Genomic DNA, 15,485 nt, shown 5'->3' on the forward strand with positions numbered 1-15,485 from the left:
CGCATCTCCTCTCAGTACGCGAAGTTCAAGGGCTTGTCGGAGTCGTCGTGGGAGTCGTCGTCGGCGTCGTCTCCCCAAGGCCCGCGCAGCGTCGGATCCTTGGCAGGCGGCTGCTCGTCCGTGTCGGGGCCCTTGACGGCGTACCTCTTCATCAGCCGTACGTTGATCCAGAACAGCACGGCGTACAGCAGGGTCAGGGCCCCGAGCGAGATCGCCATCTCGGTCTGGCTGACACCGGGGGAGACCGAGTCTTCGGTCTTGAACAGACCGTAGGCAGCCCAGGGCTGACGGCCCATCTCAGTGAAGACCCAGCCGATGGAGTTGGCGACGAAGGGGAAGATCAGCGACGCCATGCCGAAGCGCCAGCCCCACTGCGTGATGGTCGGCCCCAACTCTCTCTTGTTGGTGAGCATCAGCTTGGGCACGTCGTCCTCGGCGGCCTGATGCTCCGGCAGCAGCCACTTCTTCTTCCGTGTCAGCCAGAATCCGGCACCCGCGGCGACGGCCGCGCTGAGCCCGATGCCGATCATCAGGCGGAAGCCCCAATAGGTGATGAAGAGGTTGGGGACGTAGTCCTCGGGGGCACCACCGTACTTCTCGGCCTCGGCCGTGGCGGTCTCGTTGATGCCGGGGACACAGCTGCTGAAGTTGCGGTCGGACAGGAAGGACAGCAGACCGGGAAGTTCTATCTCGACGGAGTTGTGGCCCTTGGTCACATCGCCGACCGAGAAGATCGAGAACGGGGCCGGACATTGGGTCTCCCACAGCGCCTCGGCCGCGGCCATCTTCATCGGCTGCTGCTTGAACATCACCTTGGCCAGGGAGTCGCCGGACAGGGCGACCAGCACGCCCGCGATCATGGTGACGACAAGGCCGAGCCGCAGCGAGGTGCGCAGGGTGACCGTCTTCTTATGATCGACGTCCTCCCCTGCGGCCTTCTTCTTCTTGATCTTCCGGAGGTGGTAGCTGGCGATGCCGATCATGAAGGCGCCGCCGGTCAGGAAGGCGGAGGAGAGGGTGTGCGCGAACTGGAACACCGCCGTGTCCTGGAAGAGGACCTGCCAGATGCTGTTGAGGTGGGCCACCCCCGTGGTCTTGTCGATGTGGTAGCCGACGGGGTGCTGCATCCAGGAGTTGGCCGCGAGGATGAAGTACGCGGACAGGATCGTGCCGGTGGACACCAGCCAGATGCAGGCCAGGTGGATCTTCTTGGGCAGCTTGTCCCAGCCGAAGATCCACAGGCCGATGAAGGTGGACTCGAAGAAGAAGGCGATCAGCGACTCCATCGCGAGCGGAGCGCCGAAGACGTCGCCGACGAACTTTGAGTAGTCCGACCAGTTCATGCCGAACTGGAACTCCTGCACGATGCCCGTGGCGACACCGATCGCGATATTGATCAGGAAGAGCTTCCCCCAGAACTTCGTGGCATGGAAGTACTTTTCTTTACCCGTGCGCACCCAGGCGGTCTCCAGGCCGGCGGTGAGGGCGGCCAGAGATATCGTCAAAGGGACGAAAAGATAGTGGTAGACGGTCGTGATACCGAACTGCCATCGCGCCAAGGTCTCCGGCGCCAAAGCCAGATCCACTGCATCTTCTCCTTATATTGCCGTAGTCGCAGCAGAGGATTGCTCCGTTGATCCCACCGATTTCAGGAGGAACCATCACACCTTGTGAACGCGATCACATTCACAAGGTGTGATGTCGTACCGGCTGTTTGGGATCGGGGAGGGGGCCCAACTTCCGAGGAGCCACAGGAGGACCTCGGAGGCGCTTGCACCGAGTCCGTCGCAGAGTCGAAGCGGACCTGCCCGGTCGACGGGCAAGTCCGAGGCCCTCGGTGGACGGAGCAGGGCTCCTCACGGAACGCCTCCCCAGCTCGACCTGATCGAGGAGTGGCGTGACACGTCCGGCGCGTGGCTGTCGGTGTGGGGTGTCAAGTTCGGCCTCCGCGGCGGTCCGGAGGCTCATTCGCGAGGGTCGTGGGCGCGCAGCCCGTGCAGGAACATGTCGAGGAACTGCGTGCGGACACCGTACGCACTGACCCCGCGGAGCCGGGCAATGTGCGAGCTGTACCCCGCGATGGAACCGGTGAAGGTCTCGGCGGCCACGGAACGGTCGATGCCGGCGCGCAGTTCACCGCGGAGTTGTGCGTCCCGCAGGACGTCCTCGACGACGGCGAGGGGCTTGTCGATGCAGTCGCGCTGGAATCTCGCGTACAGCTCGGGATGGTCGGGCAGCTCGAAGGAACAGCGGGCGGCGATGAGCCAGCGTGGGCTGTCGAGGGCGTCGGCGATGTCGTCGTAGAGAGCGTTGAGGTCGCCGACGAGACTGCCGGTGCGGGGCGGGACGAGGTCGAGGGCGAGGGTGTTGAGCCCCGCGATGATGAGCTCGTCCCGCTCGGTCCAGCGGCTGTAAAGGGTGCGCTTGGCGACCTTGGCGCGGGCGGCGACGTTGTTGATCCGGAAGCCAGCGACACCATGGTCGGAGAGTTCGTCGACGACGGCGCGGAGGATGCGGTCGTCGGCGGTGGTGTCGCGGGGGCGGCCCGGTTTGGCGGGGCCGGGTTCGGCCGGGACCGGCGACGCGATGGCTGCCATGACTGGCTCTCCCCTCATCCCCGAGACGGCCCACGACTCAGGACCCATGTCCTATTGTGCGACCGAAACGGTTTCGTATTCACCGTAGCCTAGGTTACCGTATGCGCGTGCGAAACCGTTTCGCTCGAAGCTCGAACGAGGTGCCGCGGATGACAGCGAGGGACCAGGCCACCACGCCACGCACGCGCCGCAGCCGCATCACCCCGGAACGCGAGGAGGAGCTCTTCGCCACCGTCCTCGACCTCCTCCGCGAGGTCGGCTACGAGGCCCTGACCATGGACGGGGTGGCGACCCGCACCCGCTGCAGCAAGGCCACGCTCTATCGCCAATGGTCGGGCAAGCCGGAACTGGTCGCCGAGGCACTGCGCCGGACCAAGGGCAAAGTCGTCGGCGACATCAACACGGGTTCCCTCCGAGGCGACCTGCGCGCGGTGATCGAACAGCTCGACGACGAGCAACTCCACAGAGAAGCCGCCCTGGTCCGCGGCCTGATCCACGCCGTCCACGCCCACCCCGACCTCTTGCGGGCCCTGCAGAACCTGATCGTCGACCCCGACCCCGCCGGCCTCGCGGCGATCCTCCGACGAGCGGTGGCTCGGGGTGAGGTACGAGCGGACTGCCCGGCACTGCAGTACGTGCCTTACGTATTGATCGGTGCCTTGGTGGCCCGGCCACTGGTGGCCAACCGGCCACCGGACCGGACGTTCCTGCTCCACTATCTGGACTCGGTGGTCATGCCGTCCCTGACCACCTGACCCTGAGGGGTAAGCAGCAACCTGATACAGCACATCCGCGATCAAGCAGCGGCCGATCCGGACGGCGGGCCATCGTTTCTGAGCAGATCCGCGACTCGGTAAGCCGTCCTGTCGCGTCGGTCGGAAGGAATCGGTTGGCTCTGCCGCTCCACGTGACGACGAGCTCGTCGCGGGCGCGAGTGGCAGTCACGAACACGAGGGAAGGGGCCTTTGTGCTCTTCCTGCTTGTACCGGTCGGGATTAGTCATCCCGTGCTGCTCGATGGGCGAGGTAGCTCCCGGGCGTCTTGTCGTATCGAGTCGCGATTCCCCGCCATGCCTTCAACTTGTTGATGAGCCGCTCAACGGTGTTCCGCTCCTTGTAAAGATCGCCGTCGTGAGATGTGGGACGGCCGCCCCGGCGGCCTTTCTTCTTCCGGTTGGCGGCCTGGTCCTTCTTCTCCGGGATGACTGCCTTGATGTTGCGTTTCCGCAGGTAAGAGCGGTTAGCGCGGGACGAGTAGGCTTTGTCCGCGGCGACAGCGTCGGGCCGGGTTCGAGGCCGGCCCACAGGCAGACGGACCCGTATCTTCTGCAGCACGGGGACGAACTGCGGGTGTCGGCGGCCTGTCCTGCGGTCAGTACGAGTGACAGTGGACGGCACTTGCGGTCAGCGGCGAGATGAATCTTGCTCGTCAGTCCACCACGGGATCTGCCGAGCAGGGCCTGGTTCAAGCGGAGCTTGCGTCGTCGCCGGATACGCCGTCGCTCTTCCTGCTCGGGGTCGTCCCTGCCGTCCTGTCCGTTCTGTTCTGGCGGGCCGCCCCTTTTTGCCGGGCCTGTTCCTCCTCGGCGGCGGCTTCCTCAAGGGCCTCCATGACGTCCTTGCCGATGTGCATCCCGGCCGCGTCGTGGTGAGGGCGGGCAGTGGTGGAGTCCACGCTGACCAGGGATAAGTCCGTCTGTCCCCGGCGAGCAGCCTCGGCGATCACGCCTTTCAGAAGAGCGGAGAAGACCCCGGCGTCCCGCCAGACGCGAAAGCGTCCGTAGACCGTCGGCCACGGTCCGAACTCGGCAGGCATCTCGCGCCACTGGGCGCTGGACCGAAACCGCCAGATCACCCCCTCGAACTGCTCCCGCAGCCGCTCGGGGTACGGACCGTACTCGCCTATCGGCAGGTACGGCTCAATGAACTCCCACTGCTCGTCGGTGAGTCGCCTACGTGTCACACCCAGCGTCCTACCAAGTCCCACCCGTGCACGGCACCAGAACCCGAGAATGATCACGACCTCACACAGGCCCAGATCAAACACCCTCTGAGAACGTCCTGAGCGGCTTCACCTCCTGGATGGGCACCTACGGCGACAGCATCTACGGCACCAGCGGCAGCCCGTTCGCCTCGAGCCGTCCTGGGGCAAGGGCACCAAGAAGGGCGGCAGCTGTTCGCCACGTCTTCACCTGGCCGATCGACGGCGTTCTGCGGATCCCGGAGGTCTACAACACCATCAGCGGCATCTACCTGCTCAACGCCCCCTCGACCTGTCAGCGGCATGACAGCCGTCCTGCCCGAGGGCGTGTACCGGCTGTGTCCGCCAACGGCGACAAAGCACTGGAGCACGGCAACGTCACCACCGAGGGCAGCGCGGTGATCCAGTCCACATCCAACAGCGGCACTCCGCAGCAGTGGGCCATGACCGGTATCGGCTGACCGCCGGTCACCTTCCGTCTGCCCAACCGCCAGTCGTGCATGTGGGGTTCGGGACAGGCTAGCCAAGCGGCAACAGCACACGTCAACAGTTGTACGGTTGACGCACCTCCAGGAGGAAGACGGCATGCGCGCCTCTGCGACCCGGTGTGGTGCGCAGAGGCGCGGCACTCAGGCCGACGGGTAGCTGCTGATGCGCTGGCCCAGGCTCATGAGGGCCCGGTTCAGGGTGCCCGAGTCGGCGATCACGGTCTGGCCTGTCATCACCTTGTTGTGCCGGGATGCGAGGAGTGCGTAGAAGGGCCCGTACTCCTCCGGGGTGGGCAGGTGCTGAAGGGGCGTACCCCATTCGAACTCCGCGCGGAAGGCGTCCGCAGGAATGTCCGACTGCTTGGACTCGTGCAGGTCGAGAGCGCCGGGCCCGCGGAGCTGACTGCCCGCGATGCCCGTAGGGGCGACGGCGTTGACCCGTACCCGCGGGGCGAACTCGAACGACAGCTGGTTCACCAGGCTGCGCACCGCCCCCTTGCTGGCCGTGTAGGCCGCACCGCCGCCGTCGGCCGCGAACGCCGCCTGGGACGCGGTGAGCACGATCGCGCCTTCCTCGGCCTGCAGCAGGTCGTGCATGATCCGCGCGGTCAGCGCGTAGCCCTTGACGTTGATCGAGAAGACCTCGTCGAACAGAGCGTCGACGCGCTCGACGGGAATGTCGGCCAGCCGGATGTTCCCGTCGAAGATGCCCTGCGCGCCGATGAGGGAGGTGAGCCGGCCGTAGCGGTCCTCGATCTGGGACCGGCAGGCACGAAGATCGTCGATGTTGCGTACGTCGCCGTGCATGACGAGGACGTCATCGCCGAACTCGTTCTTCAGCCCGAGCACCTTGGCCTCGTCGTACTCGAGGATCGCGAGCTGCGCGCCCTCTTCGAGGCAGTGGCGGGCAACGCCGAGACCGAGGCCGGAGCCGCCGCCGGTGATGAGTACGACGTGGTCGTCAAGCAGCTTCATGGGGGGTGCATTCCTTTCGGTTGACGCACGACACGGTGGTGTCGAGCGCGGGAGTGTTCGTGCGGGCGAGAGCGAGTGCCTCGTCCCAGGTGCCGCCGCGTGCGAGCAGCTTGCGGTAGTCGCGCAGCGAGCGGACACGCCCGCAGGCGAACGCGGCGTGGAACTCGCCGGCGTGCCCGAACAGGACGAGAAACTCGCCCGCGTCGAGGGAACCCTCGACGACGAGGCTGCGGTCGCCCGCACGGCGGCGGCCGTAGCACTGGAACCGCATGCCGTACTGGTCGGTCCAGAAGTACGGCACTCCCTGGTAGGGCGTGGTCTCGCCGCGGGCGATGTTCAAGCCGATGTGCCGGCCCTGCTCGACCGCATGGGTCCAGTGCTCCACGCGTACGCGCTGTCCCAGCAGCGGGTGGTGGAACGCGGCCACGTCACCGGCAGCCCACACGTCGGGTACGTTGGTCCGGCCGGCGGCGTCGGTGACGATCCCGCCGGTCACCTCGATCCCGGAGCCCGCCAGCCAGTCGACGGCGGGTTCGGCGCCGATACCCGTCAGCACGAACGGGGTCCGGTGCACACTTCCGTCCGTGAGCCGGACCTCGTACGCCCCTGGTTGTCCCGTGACCGACGCCATCGCGACGGCACTACGGAAGCGGACCCCGCGTGCGGTGTGCAGGTCGCGGAGATGGGTGGCCAGCTCGGTCCCCAGTACGGGCTCCAGCGGCAGCGGGAGCGCGTCGAGGACCGTGACCGCCACGCCCCGCGCGACGAGAGCGGCCGCGACCTCCAGTCCGATGAAGCCGGAGCCGATCAGGGTCATCTCGCCGTATCGCGCCGCGGCCTCGCGCAGCACCCGCAGGTCCTCGGGGGTGCGCAGGGCCGGCAGTACCTCACCCCCGAGGCTCCTCAGCTCGCGGGGGCGGCTGCCGCAGGCGATGACCACAGCGTCCCAGGGAAGCGCCTCGCCGTACGTGGTCACCACATAGCGGCGGTCGACGTCGAGCCCCGCCGCGGCGTGCCCGAGGCGCAGGTCGAGGCGGTTCGCCTCGATGCGTTCGGGAGAGCGGAGTTCGAGGAGTCGCGGGTCCTCCTCGGCGACAAGCAGGGCCTTCGACAGCGTGGGCCGGTCGTACGGCTGGTGCAGCTCGGCGCCGAGGACGGTGATGGAGCCGGTGAATCCGGCCTCCCGGAGACCGTCGGCGGCGCCGAGGCCGGCGGCGGAGGCTCCCACCACGACGACTCGCTCAAAGCCGCCGGTCACGGCTTGCGGCCCGAGTCGAGCGCAATGGCCTGTGCGGGGCAGGCGCGGGCGGCCTCTTCGAGGTCCTCCCGCTCGTCGGCGTCGACGGCGTCGCGCAGGAGAACAGCCGTCGGGCTGCCCGGCGGGGTGTCGAAGACGTCGGGCATGACGCTGACACAGATGCCGTAGGACTTGCAGCGGGTGCCGTCGAGAGAGACGGAGAGGTTGTCGCTCACAGGAAGACTCCAAGGTTCGGAGTGGCCAGCGCCGTTTCGGTCAGCACGATTTCGCGGGACAGCAGGCGTGGGCCCGACGGTGTGAGGCGGAGCTGGTCGTAGCGCCTGCACGGGATGAGATCGAAGTGCGGGTCGATGCCGCGCTGGCGGTAGACCAGCAGGGCGCTCGACACCTTGATGACGTCGGGGCGGTCGATCTCCTCGACCTCGACGCTGCCCACGATGCGCAAGGTGCGGGACGGAGGTATTTCCGAGTACGCGTGGTCGGTGTTGAGCCGGTCCAGGCGCGTGCGTACGTGGGCCTTGGTGTCCCGGACCCGGAAGGCGTTGCGGTCGATCTCCTGGGAACGCGGTTCCGCTGCCTGTCGGATCGGCACGGTGTAGAGAAGTTCGTCGTCCAGGAGTCCGTACCACTCCTCCTCGCGGCCCTCGTCGAGCAGCCGGGCCTCCAGCGCCAAGAACTGGGTGGCCAACGCCTGAAGTTCGGGGTTGGCGCTCACGGGCGGGACGATGCGGGGGGTCTCGGTCGTGGTCATGCTGACTCAGCTCCCTCGGTGCCGGCGCCGGTGTTCCCGCGCATCACGTTCAGCCAGTGGCGGTAGAAGTGGAGCTGCGCGTGCTCGCCGTAGCCGGTGTTGCGCTTGCGGCCCGGGCCGGTCCACGAGGGGTCGTGCGACTGGTCGACCTGACTGTTGTTGCCCTGCTGGAGGTGGAACTCCATGCCGGCCTTGCGCATCCACGGACTGCGGGCGGCGCGCGGTGCGCCTTCCCAGGCGACGGTGTCGTCCTGCTCGAAGATGCCTGCCGAGCCGAAGGTGAACTGGCCGTTGACGTAGGAGTCGCGGGCCTCGTCCTCCGACATGAAGTCCCAGACGAACTGCCAGTTCCACAGTTCGATCTCGCCGGGGCCGATCGGCTGCCACTGCCGGAAGCTGGTGATCACCGACATAGGACCGCCCGGCACAGACGGGGTGTTCAGCCGGATGAAGCTGAGGTTCGGGAAGATCGTTCCGACCGACGGCGGCTCGTGGTTGACCACGTGGAGCTGTGCCTCGTCCAGACCCGACAGGTCGAAGTGCTGGGTGATTTCCGGCGCGTAGCCCCAGAGCACGTAGCCGGGATGGATTGCCTTGGTCCAGGCGTGGCCGGCGAAGGCGTGGCCGTTCTCGAATTCGTAGATGCGCGCGATCTCGCACGTCGCCTGCATTCCCTGGGCGACCGCGACCTCTTCAACGCTCCAGTGCAGCGTGTCGACGTGGTAACCGTCGCCGGCGAAGTTCTCGGCGGCCGTCTTCCAGTCGGCGCGCAGCCGGTAGCGTTCCGGAGGCCCGGCGACCCGCATGCCACCGGGTGCCAGCCCGACGATCAGGTCGAGCATCCACCCTGCCCCGCCCAGGTACTCGTCCAGCGACGGTCCGTCCGGGTCCAGCGAGGCGAAGACGAAGCCCTGCCGGGTGGCCACCCGGGGCGCGCGTATCAGGCCCCACGCCTTGGGGTCGAGACGCTCGCCGTAGGCGTCGTGCATGTGCGGGGTGCCGACCAGGTCGCCGTTGTTGCTGTAGGTCCACCCGTGGTAAGGACACTTGAAGAACCGGGAGTTGCCGGCATCGGTCTGGCAGACCTGAGTGCCCCGGTGACGGCAGTAGTTCGACAGCACGTTGATGCCGCCCTTGCCGTCGCGCGTGACGATCACCGGATCGAGGCCGATTCTGCGCTGCACGAAGTCACCCGGCTTCGGGATCTCACTTTCGTGCGCCACGAACACCCAGCACTTGGTGAATATCTGCTCGATCTCGGCGCGGAACACCGCCTCGTCGTTGAAGATTTCCACTGGGACGAGATCGTTCTTCAGCGAGGCCTCGACGCGGTCCAGGATTGCAGCGGCATCAGCCGTTTCTGGAGAGATGGCAGTCATGGGGCTCCCTTGCCTCAGTCGTGCTCGGCAGGGACGATCAGCGGATTTCCGTGGCCCTGCCTGCGGCTCGAGACGTCAGGTTAGGACTGTCATCACATGGCGAAAAGCAATTCCTGTCGATGCGTCGGCATTGATCCAATCGATGGAACGCGGGCAGGTCCCTCCTGACCGGTCCTGTCTCAGCCGGTCGCCGGGGTGGACGGTGCGTCCTGGACGTAGGCATCTGCGAAATGGTGCATGCGCTGCCGCAGCCAGGCGTGGCCCGGATCGTCGTCCATGCGTTTCGTCCAGACCATCATTTCGGTGGCCCACGGCAGCTCCATGGGAGGTTCGAGCAGCCGCAGGCCTGTCGCCGGGGCGATGCGGCGCCCGAACGTTCTGGGGACCAAGGTGATGAGCCGGGTACCGCGAATCAGGAACGGGGCGATTTCAAAACTCGTGGTGACCTCGACGCGGCGCGGGATACCGAGCAGGTCGAGTTGCAGTTCGGCCAGGGCGGGTCGCCGGTCGGGGCTGATCGCGAGGTACGGCAGCTCGCTGAACTCCTCGACCGAGATGCTCTCGCCCACATCGGGGTGCTCCTGGTCGACCGCCAGCATGTAGCGGTCGGTGTACGCGGCCTCACAGCACAGGTCCAGTCCGCTGGGCACCATCTCGCGCGGAACGATGACGAGGTCGATCTGGTCGCGGGCCAGCTGTTCCGCGTACTCCTCCGCGAAGGGCTGGATGCGCAGTCGCACGTTCGGAGCCTCGGTCGGCAGCTGCGCCAACAGCGGATGCAGTACGGCGACGGCCGAGTAGCTGGTCGCCATCACCGAGTACGTCCTGTGGTCGGTCGCGGGATCGAAGCTGTCGCGCTGTGACAGCAGCGACTTGATGTCGGTCAGCGTCTTCTGCACCGGCTGCACCAGCGACTCGGCAACCGGTGTGGCGACCATGGTCCGCCCCTGCCTGACGAGGATCGGGTCGTTCAGGAGCTTGCGGAGCCGAGCCAGCGTGGAACTCATGGCCGACTGTCCGACGGACAGACGCGCCGCGGCCGCGGTCACGCTCCGTTCCGCCATCAGGGCGTCGAAGGCGACGAGCAGGTTCAGATCCACCCGGTTGAGATCCAGGGGCGCATTGGTGGTGGGCATCGACCGGAAATCCCGTCTGTGCTGAAGGCATGCCGAAAGAAGTCGGCTGCCGCGGCTCGACGGTCGACTCCGACCACGGATTGATGTCATCAATCCGAACGCATCACTATCGATTGTTTGTATCGAGGAGTGCGTCTGTCTAGCGTCTTGCAGCGGGAAAAGCGACGCGAACGTCCTGTTCAGCGTCACTGGAGAGCAGGAGTCGACGATGACCGCGGCCTTCCGTCCGATCACCCATCTCAGACATGTGGGTATCGGTGTGCCCGACTACGGCAAGGCTCTGGAGTTCTACAAGAACATCTGGGGACTGCAGCCGGTGGCCGACGACAGCGGTGTGACCTTCTTCGCCACTCCCGCGGACCCGGAGCAGTACGTCCTTCGCGTCCGGCAGGACCAGGACAAGCGACTGGACCTCATCGCCTTCGGCGTGAACTCTCCCGAAGAAGTCGACGAGCTGGCCCGGCGGCTGGCGGCCGGCGGGATCACTCTCGACCGGGAGCCCGGCAAGCTGGACACCCCGGGCGGCGGCTACGGCGTCCGGTTCTTCGACCCCGACGGCCGACTCGTCGAGGTGTCCGCCGGGGTCGCGCAGAAGCGCTTCCGGGAGCTCGAGGAACGCGAATCCGTCCCCAAGAAGCTCAGCCACGTGGTGATCAACTCCACCGATGTGGCCGCGACCAAGGCGTTCTACGAGACGTACCTCGGCTTCCGCCTCTCGGACTGGCTCGGCGACATGATGTGCTTCATGCGCAGCGGGACCCAGCATCACATCCTCGCCATCTCGCGAGCACCGAGCGTCTCGCTGAATCACATTTCCTTCGAGATGCGCGGCATCGACGAGTACATGCGCGGGACCGGGCGTCTGATGCGCGCCGGGCACCGCCCGCTGTGGGGGCCAGGCCGGCACGGCCCGGGAGACAACACCTTCACCTACTTCCTCGACCCGAACGAGAACGTCGTCGAGTACACGACGGAGCTGGAGACGATCGAGGACGAGGAGGCGTGGGAGCCCCGCGTCTTCGACAGCACCTCTCCTCAGTCGCAGGACCAGTGGGGGACCGGTGGGTCGATGACCGAGACCATGCTGCCGGTGCTGCTCAAGCAGACGGACGGCGGTCTGTGGACCCCCTCTCCGATCTGATCCCTCCCCCTCCTACGCAAAGGCCACTGAAGTGACTCTTTTCCTTGATGACGCAGCGGTACGGGCGGCCTTCGACTGGGAGCTGGCAACCTCGGCGGTGCGCGAGGCATACGCGACGAGCGTGGACGCAGCACGCTATCCGGCCCGCGGCATGGCCCGCGGAGACCACGGCTGGCTGCGTAGCCTCACCGGCGTACCGGCCGGCCGCGAACTGATGGGAGCGAAGATCATCGCGGCCGCGATGCCGACGCGCCGCGCCTCCTACCTCATCCCCCTGTTCGACCAGCGGACGGCCGAGCTGGTGGCCCTGCTCGACGGCCACTCCATCACCGGTTACCGGACGGCGGCCACCTCGGCCGTCGCGGCAGACCTGCTGTCGCCGCCCGGCGCCCTGACCGTCGCCGTGATCGGCTCCGGTTTCGAAGCGCAGAACCATGTGCGCGCCCTCGCCGTCGTACGAGACCTCAAGGCCGTACGGGTGTACAGCCCACGACCGGAGAGCCGAGCCCGATTCGTCGCCGAACTGTCCGACCTGCCGATCACGCAGGCGGCCAGCGCCGAGGAGGCCCTCGCAGGCGCCACGCTGGTCGTCTGTGCCGCCCGGTCCCGCGACGAGACCCCCACCCTGCTCGGCAAGTGGCTCCGACCGGGCATGACCGTGGTGTCCATCGGATCCACCCTGCCCGAGCAGCGTGAGGTGGACCCGGAGGTCATTGCCCGTGCCGACGTGATCGTGGCGGACATGGTCGAGGAGGTGCTCGACGACACCGGGGACCTGATCGCCGCGCGAGCCGCCGGTCTCGACGTGGCGGGCAAGATCTGCTCGCTGGCCGACCTCGTCGGCGAGCGCGTCCCCGGGCGCACCCACGTCGACCAGATCGCGCTGTACAAGTCGGTCGGCTCAGCGGCCCAGGACCTGGCGGTCGCCGGCATGTGCGCGCGCAACGCCGAGCGGCTGGGACTCGGAACCCGGATGCCGGCCACCATTCATCCCGTGCAGAAGTGAGAGAGCCGCCATGACCATGGAGACGACCGTTCCACTCGGTCTGTCCGACCCCACGCTGCTGCGCACGGCCGCTTACGTTGAGGGCAAGTGGCTGGAGGCCGGCGACGGCGGTCGGCTCACCGTCCGCAACCCGTCGACCGGTGACCTCATTGCGGAGCTTCCGGCACTCGGCAGAGCGCAGACCGCCGAGGCCGTCGACGCCGCTCATCGTGCTCTGCCCGAGTGGCGGGCGCGGTCGGGCAAACAGCGCGCACAGGTGCTGCGGCGCTGGTTCGACCTCGTCACCGAGCACACGGAGGACCTGGCCCGGCTGATCGTCCTGGAGGAGGGCAAGCCACTCGCTGAGGCCCGTGGGGAAGTCGCTTATGCCGCCTCCTTCATCGAGTGGTTCGCCGAGGAGGCCAAACGGATCCGCGGCGACGTGTTCGCGGCGCCGGAGGCATCGCGCAGGGTGCTGGTGCTCAAGGAGCCGGTCGGGGTGTGCGTGGCCATCACCCCGTGGAACTTCCCCGCCGCGATGATCACCCGTAAGGCCGCTCCGGCACTGGCCGCGGGCTGCACGATGGTCGTCAAGCCTGCCGAGCAGACCCCCTTGACGGCACTGGCCCTCGTCGAGCTCGCCGAGCGGGCCGGTGTACCGGCCGGGGTCCTCAACGTGGTGATCGGCGACCCGCGTGAGATCGGGCCCGAGCTGACCGGCAATCCGCTGGTCCGCAAGGTCAGCTTCACCGGGTCCACCGAGGTCGGCAGGCTGCTCCTGGCCCAGTCCGCCCAGACGGTGAAGAAGACCTCGATGGAACTGGGCGGCAATGCGCCGGTGCTCGTCTTCGACGACGCCGACGTCGAGACCGCCGTCGCCGGTGTCGTCGCCACCAAGTACCGCAACACCGGCCAGGCCTGCATCAGCGCCAACCGCGTCTACGTGCAGACGGGAGTCTACGACCGGTTCGCAGAGGCGTTGACCCGCAGGGTCGAGGACCTTGTCGTCGGAGACGGCTTCGACGACGGCGTGCAGCAGGGACCGCTCATCGACGACGCAGCGGTGGCGAAGGTCGAGGAACATCTCGCCGACGCCACGAACCGGGGTGCCAGGATCCTGTGCGGCGGTTCGCGGCACCGGCGTGGAGGGCTCTTCTTCCAGCCCACCGTGCTGGGGGACGTGGCCCCGGGCATGCTCGTCACCCGCGAGGAGACCTTCGGCCCGCTCACCCCGCTCATCCGCTTCACCGACGAGGCCGAGGCCGTCCGCATGGCCAACGACACCGACTACGGTCTGGCCGCCTACCTCTTCACCCGCGACGCCGAGCGGACCTGGCGCGTCTCGGCCGCCCTGGAAGCGGGGATGGTGGGCATCAACACCGGCCTGATCTCCAACGAGGTCGCCCCCTTCGGCGGTGTCAAGCAGTCGGGGCTGGGGCGGGAGGGCTCCGTCTACGGCATCGACGAGTACCTGGAGATGAAGTACCTGGCCTGGGAAGGCGCCGGCGCGCCCTGAGCCGACTGCCGCGCCGGACACCGCAGCACGAACGAGCGCGCCGAGACCAACCCGCCAGGCGTTGAGTCAGCACCCCCATCACCCACGCACCGAGGCAAAGGACGACCATGCCCGCATACACCCGCACCGAGGCCCGGGACTGGGCCCGCGAAAAGCTCGTCGGAGCCGTCAACTGCACGATTCCGTCGTTCACCGCCGACCTTCGCGGCATCAACGAGCAGGGCATCAGGCACGACGTCAGGCTTGCCCAGCAGCACGGATTCCTCGGTACCCTCGGCGTCTCCGAGGTCAGCATCACCCTGCCCGAGTACCTCGACTTCCTGCGTATCGTCCGTGATGAGGCGGGCGACGACTTCGTCGTGGTCCACCACGGCAGTTGGAGCACCCTGGAGCAGAACATCGAGGCGGTGCGCGGCGCCGAAGAGGCCGGTGCCGACCTGGTGCTCGTGTCCTACCCGCCGAACTTCTACCCGGAGTCGGAACAGGAGATCTACGACTACACCAAGGCCCTCTGCGACGCCACGAACCTCGCGGTCATCCTGTTCCCGATGTTCCTGTGGGGGTTCAGTCCCCGGGTGCACCCCTCGGACATCCCGACGCGGCTCATCCGCCGCCTCATCGACGACTGCCCCAACATCGCGGTCATCAAGGCCGAGGGCGGCTTCCCCAGTATTCAGGGCGCCATCGAGTGCCACCGGCTCTTCGGCGACGAGGTCGTCATCTCGGTGCCCATCGAGAGCGATCTCATCCCGCTGGCACAGGTCATGCCGATCCAGCTGTCCGCCACGAGCGACCACGAATACTACGGGCCCATGATCCCGCGCGTCATGGAGCTGCTGCGCGAGGGCAAGTACGACGACGCCACTGACATCTACTGGCAGCTGCATCCGGCCCGCAAGATCAAGGGCGGCCTTGCTCAGGTGCTGAACGGCGGTGCCTTCATCAACCGGCAGGCATGGAAGTTCCAGGGGTGGCTGCAGGGCTACAACGGCGGACCGCTGCGCCAGCCCACCCAGCGCATCCACGACGCCCAGATGCACGCCCTGCGCAAGGGACTCCTCGACGCCGGCCTCGAACCCAGCATGGATCCGTTCCGTGAGTTCTTCATCGGAAGGAACCCGGCGTGACCCCGGACGAACTGGACCGTGCCGACCCCGCCGGCTCGATTGCCGATGCCGCCAAGCGCTTCTCCAACTGGGGGCGTTGGGGACAGGACGACGTCCTGGGCACCCTCAACTTCCTCGACGAGGGCGTTGCGGGCCACATCGGTCGCAACGCA

General features: G+C 67.2%; 14 protein-coding genes and 2 pseudogenes. 7 read left to right on the forward strand and 9 right to left on the reverse strand.

Annotated features, from left to right (window positions below):
* Window positions 1–11: 11 nt before the first annotated feature.
* Window positions 12–1,586, reverse strand: coding sequence for a cytochrome ubiquinol oxidase subunit I (locus EDD90_RS50430; RefSeq protein ID WP_123979920.1), 1,575 nt, complete (start codon window positions 1,584–1,586; stop codon window positions 12–14).
* A 378-nt stretch (window positions 1,587–1,964) separates the two neighbouring features.
* Entirely contained in the window at window positions 1,965–2,597 is a 633-nt protein-coding gene (locus tag EDD90_RS50435) for a TetR-like C-terminal domain-containing protein (protein ID WP_123979922.1), read from the reverse strand.
* A gap of 149 nt (window positions 2,598–2,746) precedes the next feature.
* On the opposite strand from EDD90_RS50435, the gene EDD90_RS50440 reads away from it, so the two are divergent.
* The gene (locus EDD90_RS50440; RefSeq protein ID WP_123979924.1) at window positions 2,747–3,352 is read left to right on the forward strand and encodes a TetR/AcrR family transcriptional regulator; all 606 of its coding nucleotides are present in this window, start codon (window positions 2,747–2,749) and stop codon (window positions 3,350–3,352) included.
* A 240-nt stretch (window positions 3,353–3,592) separates the two neighbouring features.
* Here the strand turns inward: EDD90_RS50440 and EDD90_RS50445 are convergent.
* Window positions 3,593–4,559: pseudogene (locus tag EDD90_RS50445) on the reverse strand (IS5 family transposase).
* 119 nt (window positions 4,560–4,678) lie between these two features.
* Here EDD90_RS50445 and EDD90_RS50450 point away from each other — a divergent pair.
* Window positions 4,679–5,038 (forward strand): hypothetical protein, encoded by a 360-nt coding sequence (locus EDD90_RS50450; protein WP_123979926.1) that lies wholly within the window; start codon window positions 4,679–4,681, stop codon window positions 5,036–5,038.
* A gap of 168 nt (window positions 5,039–5,206) precedes the next feature.
* Here EDD90_RS50450 and EDD90_RS50455 read toward each other — a convergent pair whose 3' ends face one another.
* From EDD90_RS50455 to EDD90_RS50475, 6 genes are all read right to left on the reverse strand, one after another.
* Complete coding sequence (locus EDD90_RS50455; protein ID WP_185149511.1) at window positions 5,207–6,040, reverse strand: SDR family oxidoreductase; 834 nt, start codon at window positions 6,038–6,040, stop codon at window positions 5,207–5,209.
* Window positions 6,027–7,271: an NAD(P)/FAD-dependent oxidoreductase gene (locus EDD90_RS50460; protein ID WP_185149512.1), complete on the reverse strand. Its 1,245-nt coding sequence runs from the start codon at window positions 7,269–7,271 to the stop codon at window positions 6,027–6,029. The genes EDD90_RS50455 and EDD90_RS50460 overlap by 14 nt, the downstream gene beginning before the upstream one ends.
* A 23-nt stretch (window positions 7,272–7,294) precedes the next feature.
* Window positions 7,295–7,513 carry a ferredoxin gene (locus tag EDD90_RS56070; protein ID WP_185149513.1) on the reverse strand — a complete coding sequence of 73 codons (219 nt, stop codon included), beginning with the start codon at window positions 7,511–7,513 and terminating at the stop codon, window positions 7,295–7,297.
* Window positions 7,510–8,049 (reverse strand): aromatic-ring-hydroxylating dioxygenase subunit beta, encoded by a 540-nt coding sequence (locus tag EDD90_RS50465; protein ID WP_123979929.1) that lies wholly within the window; start codon window positions 8,047–8,049, stop codon window positions 7,510–7,512. Before EDD90_RS50465 ends, EDD90_RS56070 begins: the two co-directional genes overlap by 4 nt.
* Window positions 8,046–9,428 (reverse strand): aromatic ring-hydroxylating dioxygenase subunit alpha, encoded by a 1,383-nt coding sequence (locus EDD90_RS50470; protein ID WP_123979931.1) that lies wholly within the window; start codon window positions 9,426–9,428, stop codon window positions 8,046–8,048. Before EDD90_RS50470 ends, EDD90_RS50465 begins: the two co-directional genes overlap by 4 nt.
* A 179-nt stretch (window positions 9,429–9,607) precedes the next feature.
* On the reverse strand, window positions 9,608–10,564 hold the full coding sequence (locus EDD90_RS50475; protein WP_185149514.1) for a LysR family transcriptional regulator: 957 nt from the start codon (window positions 10,562–10,564) through the stop codon (window positions 9,608–9,610).
* A gap of 208 nt (window positions 10,565–10,772) precedes the next feature.
* Here EDD90_RS50475 and EDD90_RS50480 point away from each other — a divergent pair, with 208 nt between their 5' ends.
* The 5 genes and pseudogenes from EDD90_RS50480 to EDD90_RS50500 form a co-directional block, all read left to right on the forward strand.
* Complete coding sequence (locus EDD90_RS50480) at window positions 10,773–11,705, forward strand: VOC family protein (RefSeq protein WP_123979935.1); 933 nt, start codon at window positions 10,773–10,775, stop codon at window positions 11,703–11,705.
* 31 nt (window positions 11,706–11,736) lie between these two features.
* A complete protein-coding gene (locus EDD90_RS50485) occupies window positions 11,737–12,711 on the forward strand; it encodes an ornithine cyclodeaminase family protein (protein WP_123979937.1) in 975 nt (324 codons plus the stop codon).
* Window positions 12,712–12,727: 16 nt separating this feature from the next.
* On the forward strand, window positions 12,728–14,206 hold the full coding sequence (locus tag EDD90_RS50490; protein WP_221305227.1) for an NAD-dependent succinate-semialdehyde dehydrogenase: 1,479 nt from the start codon (window positions 12,728–12,730) through the stop codon (window positions 14,204–14,206).
* A gap of 107 nt (window positions 14,207–14,313) precedes the next feature.
* Entirely contained in the window at window positions 14,314–15,333 is a 1,020-nt protein-coding gene (locus EDD90_RS50495; RefSeq protein ID WP_123979941.1) for a dihydrodipicolinate synthase family protein, read from the forward strand.
* An 11-nt stretch (window positions 15,334–15,344) separates the two neighbouring features.
* A pseudogene (locus tag EDD90_RS50500) lies at window positions 15,345–15,455 on the forward strand (cyclase family protein); the annotation flags it as partial.
* Window positions 15,456–15,485: the final 30 nt, after the last annotated feature.

Source organism: Streptomyces sp. Ag109_O5-1, from assembly GCF_003814875.1.
GTDB classification, from domain to species: Bacteria; Actinomycetota; Actinomycetes; order Streptomycetales; family Streptomycetaceae; genus Streptomyces; species Streptomyces sasae.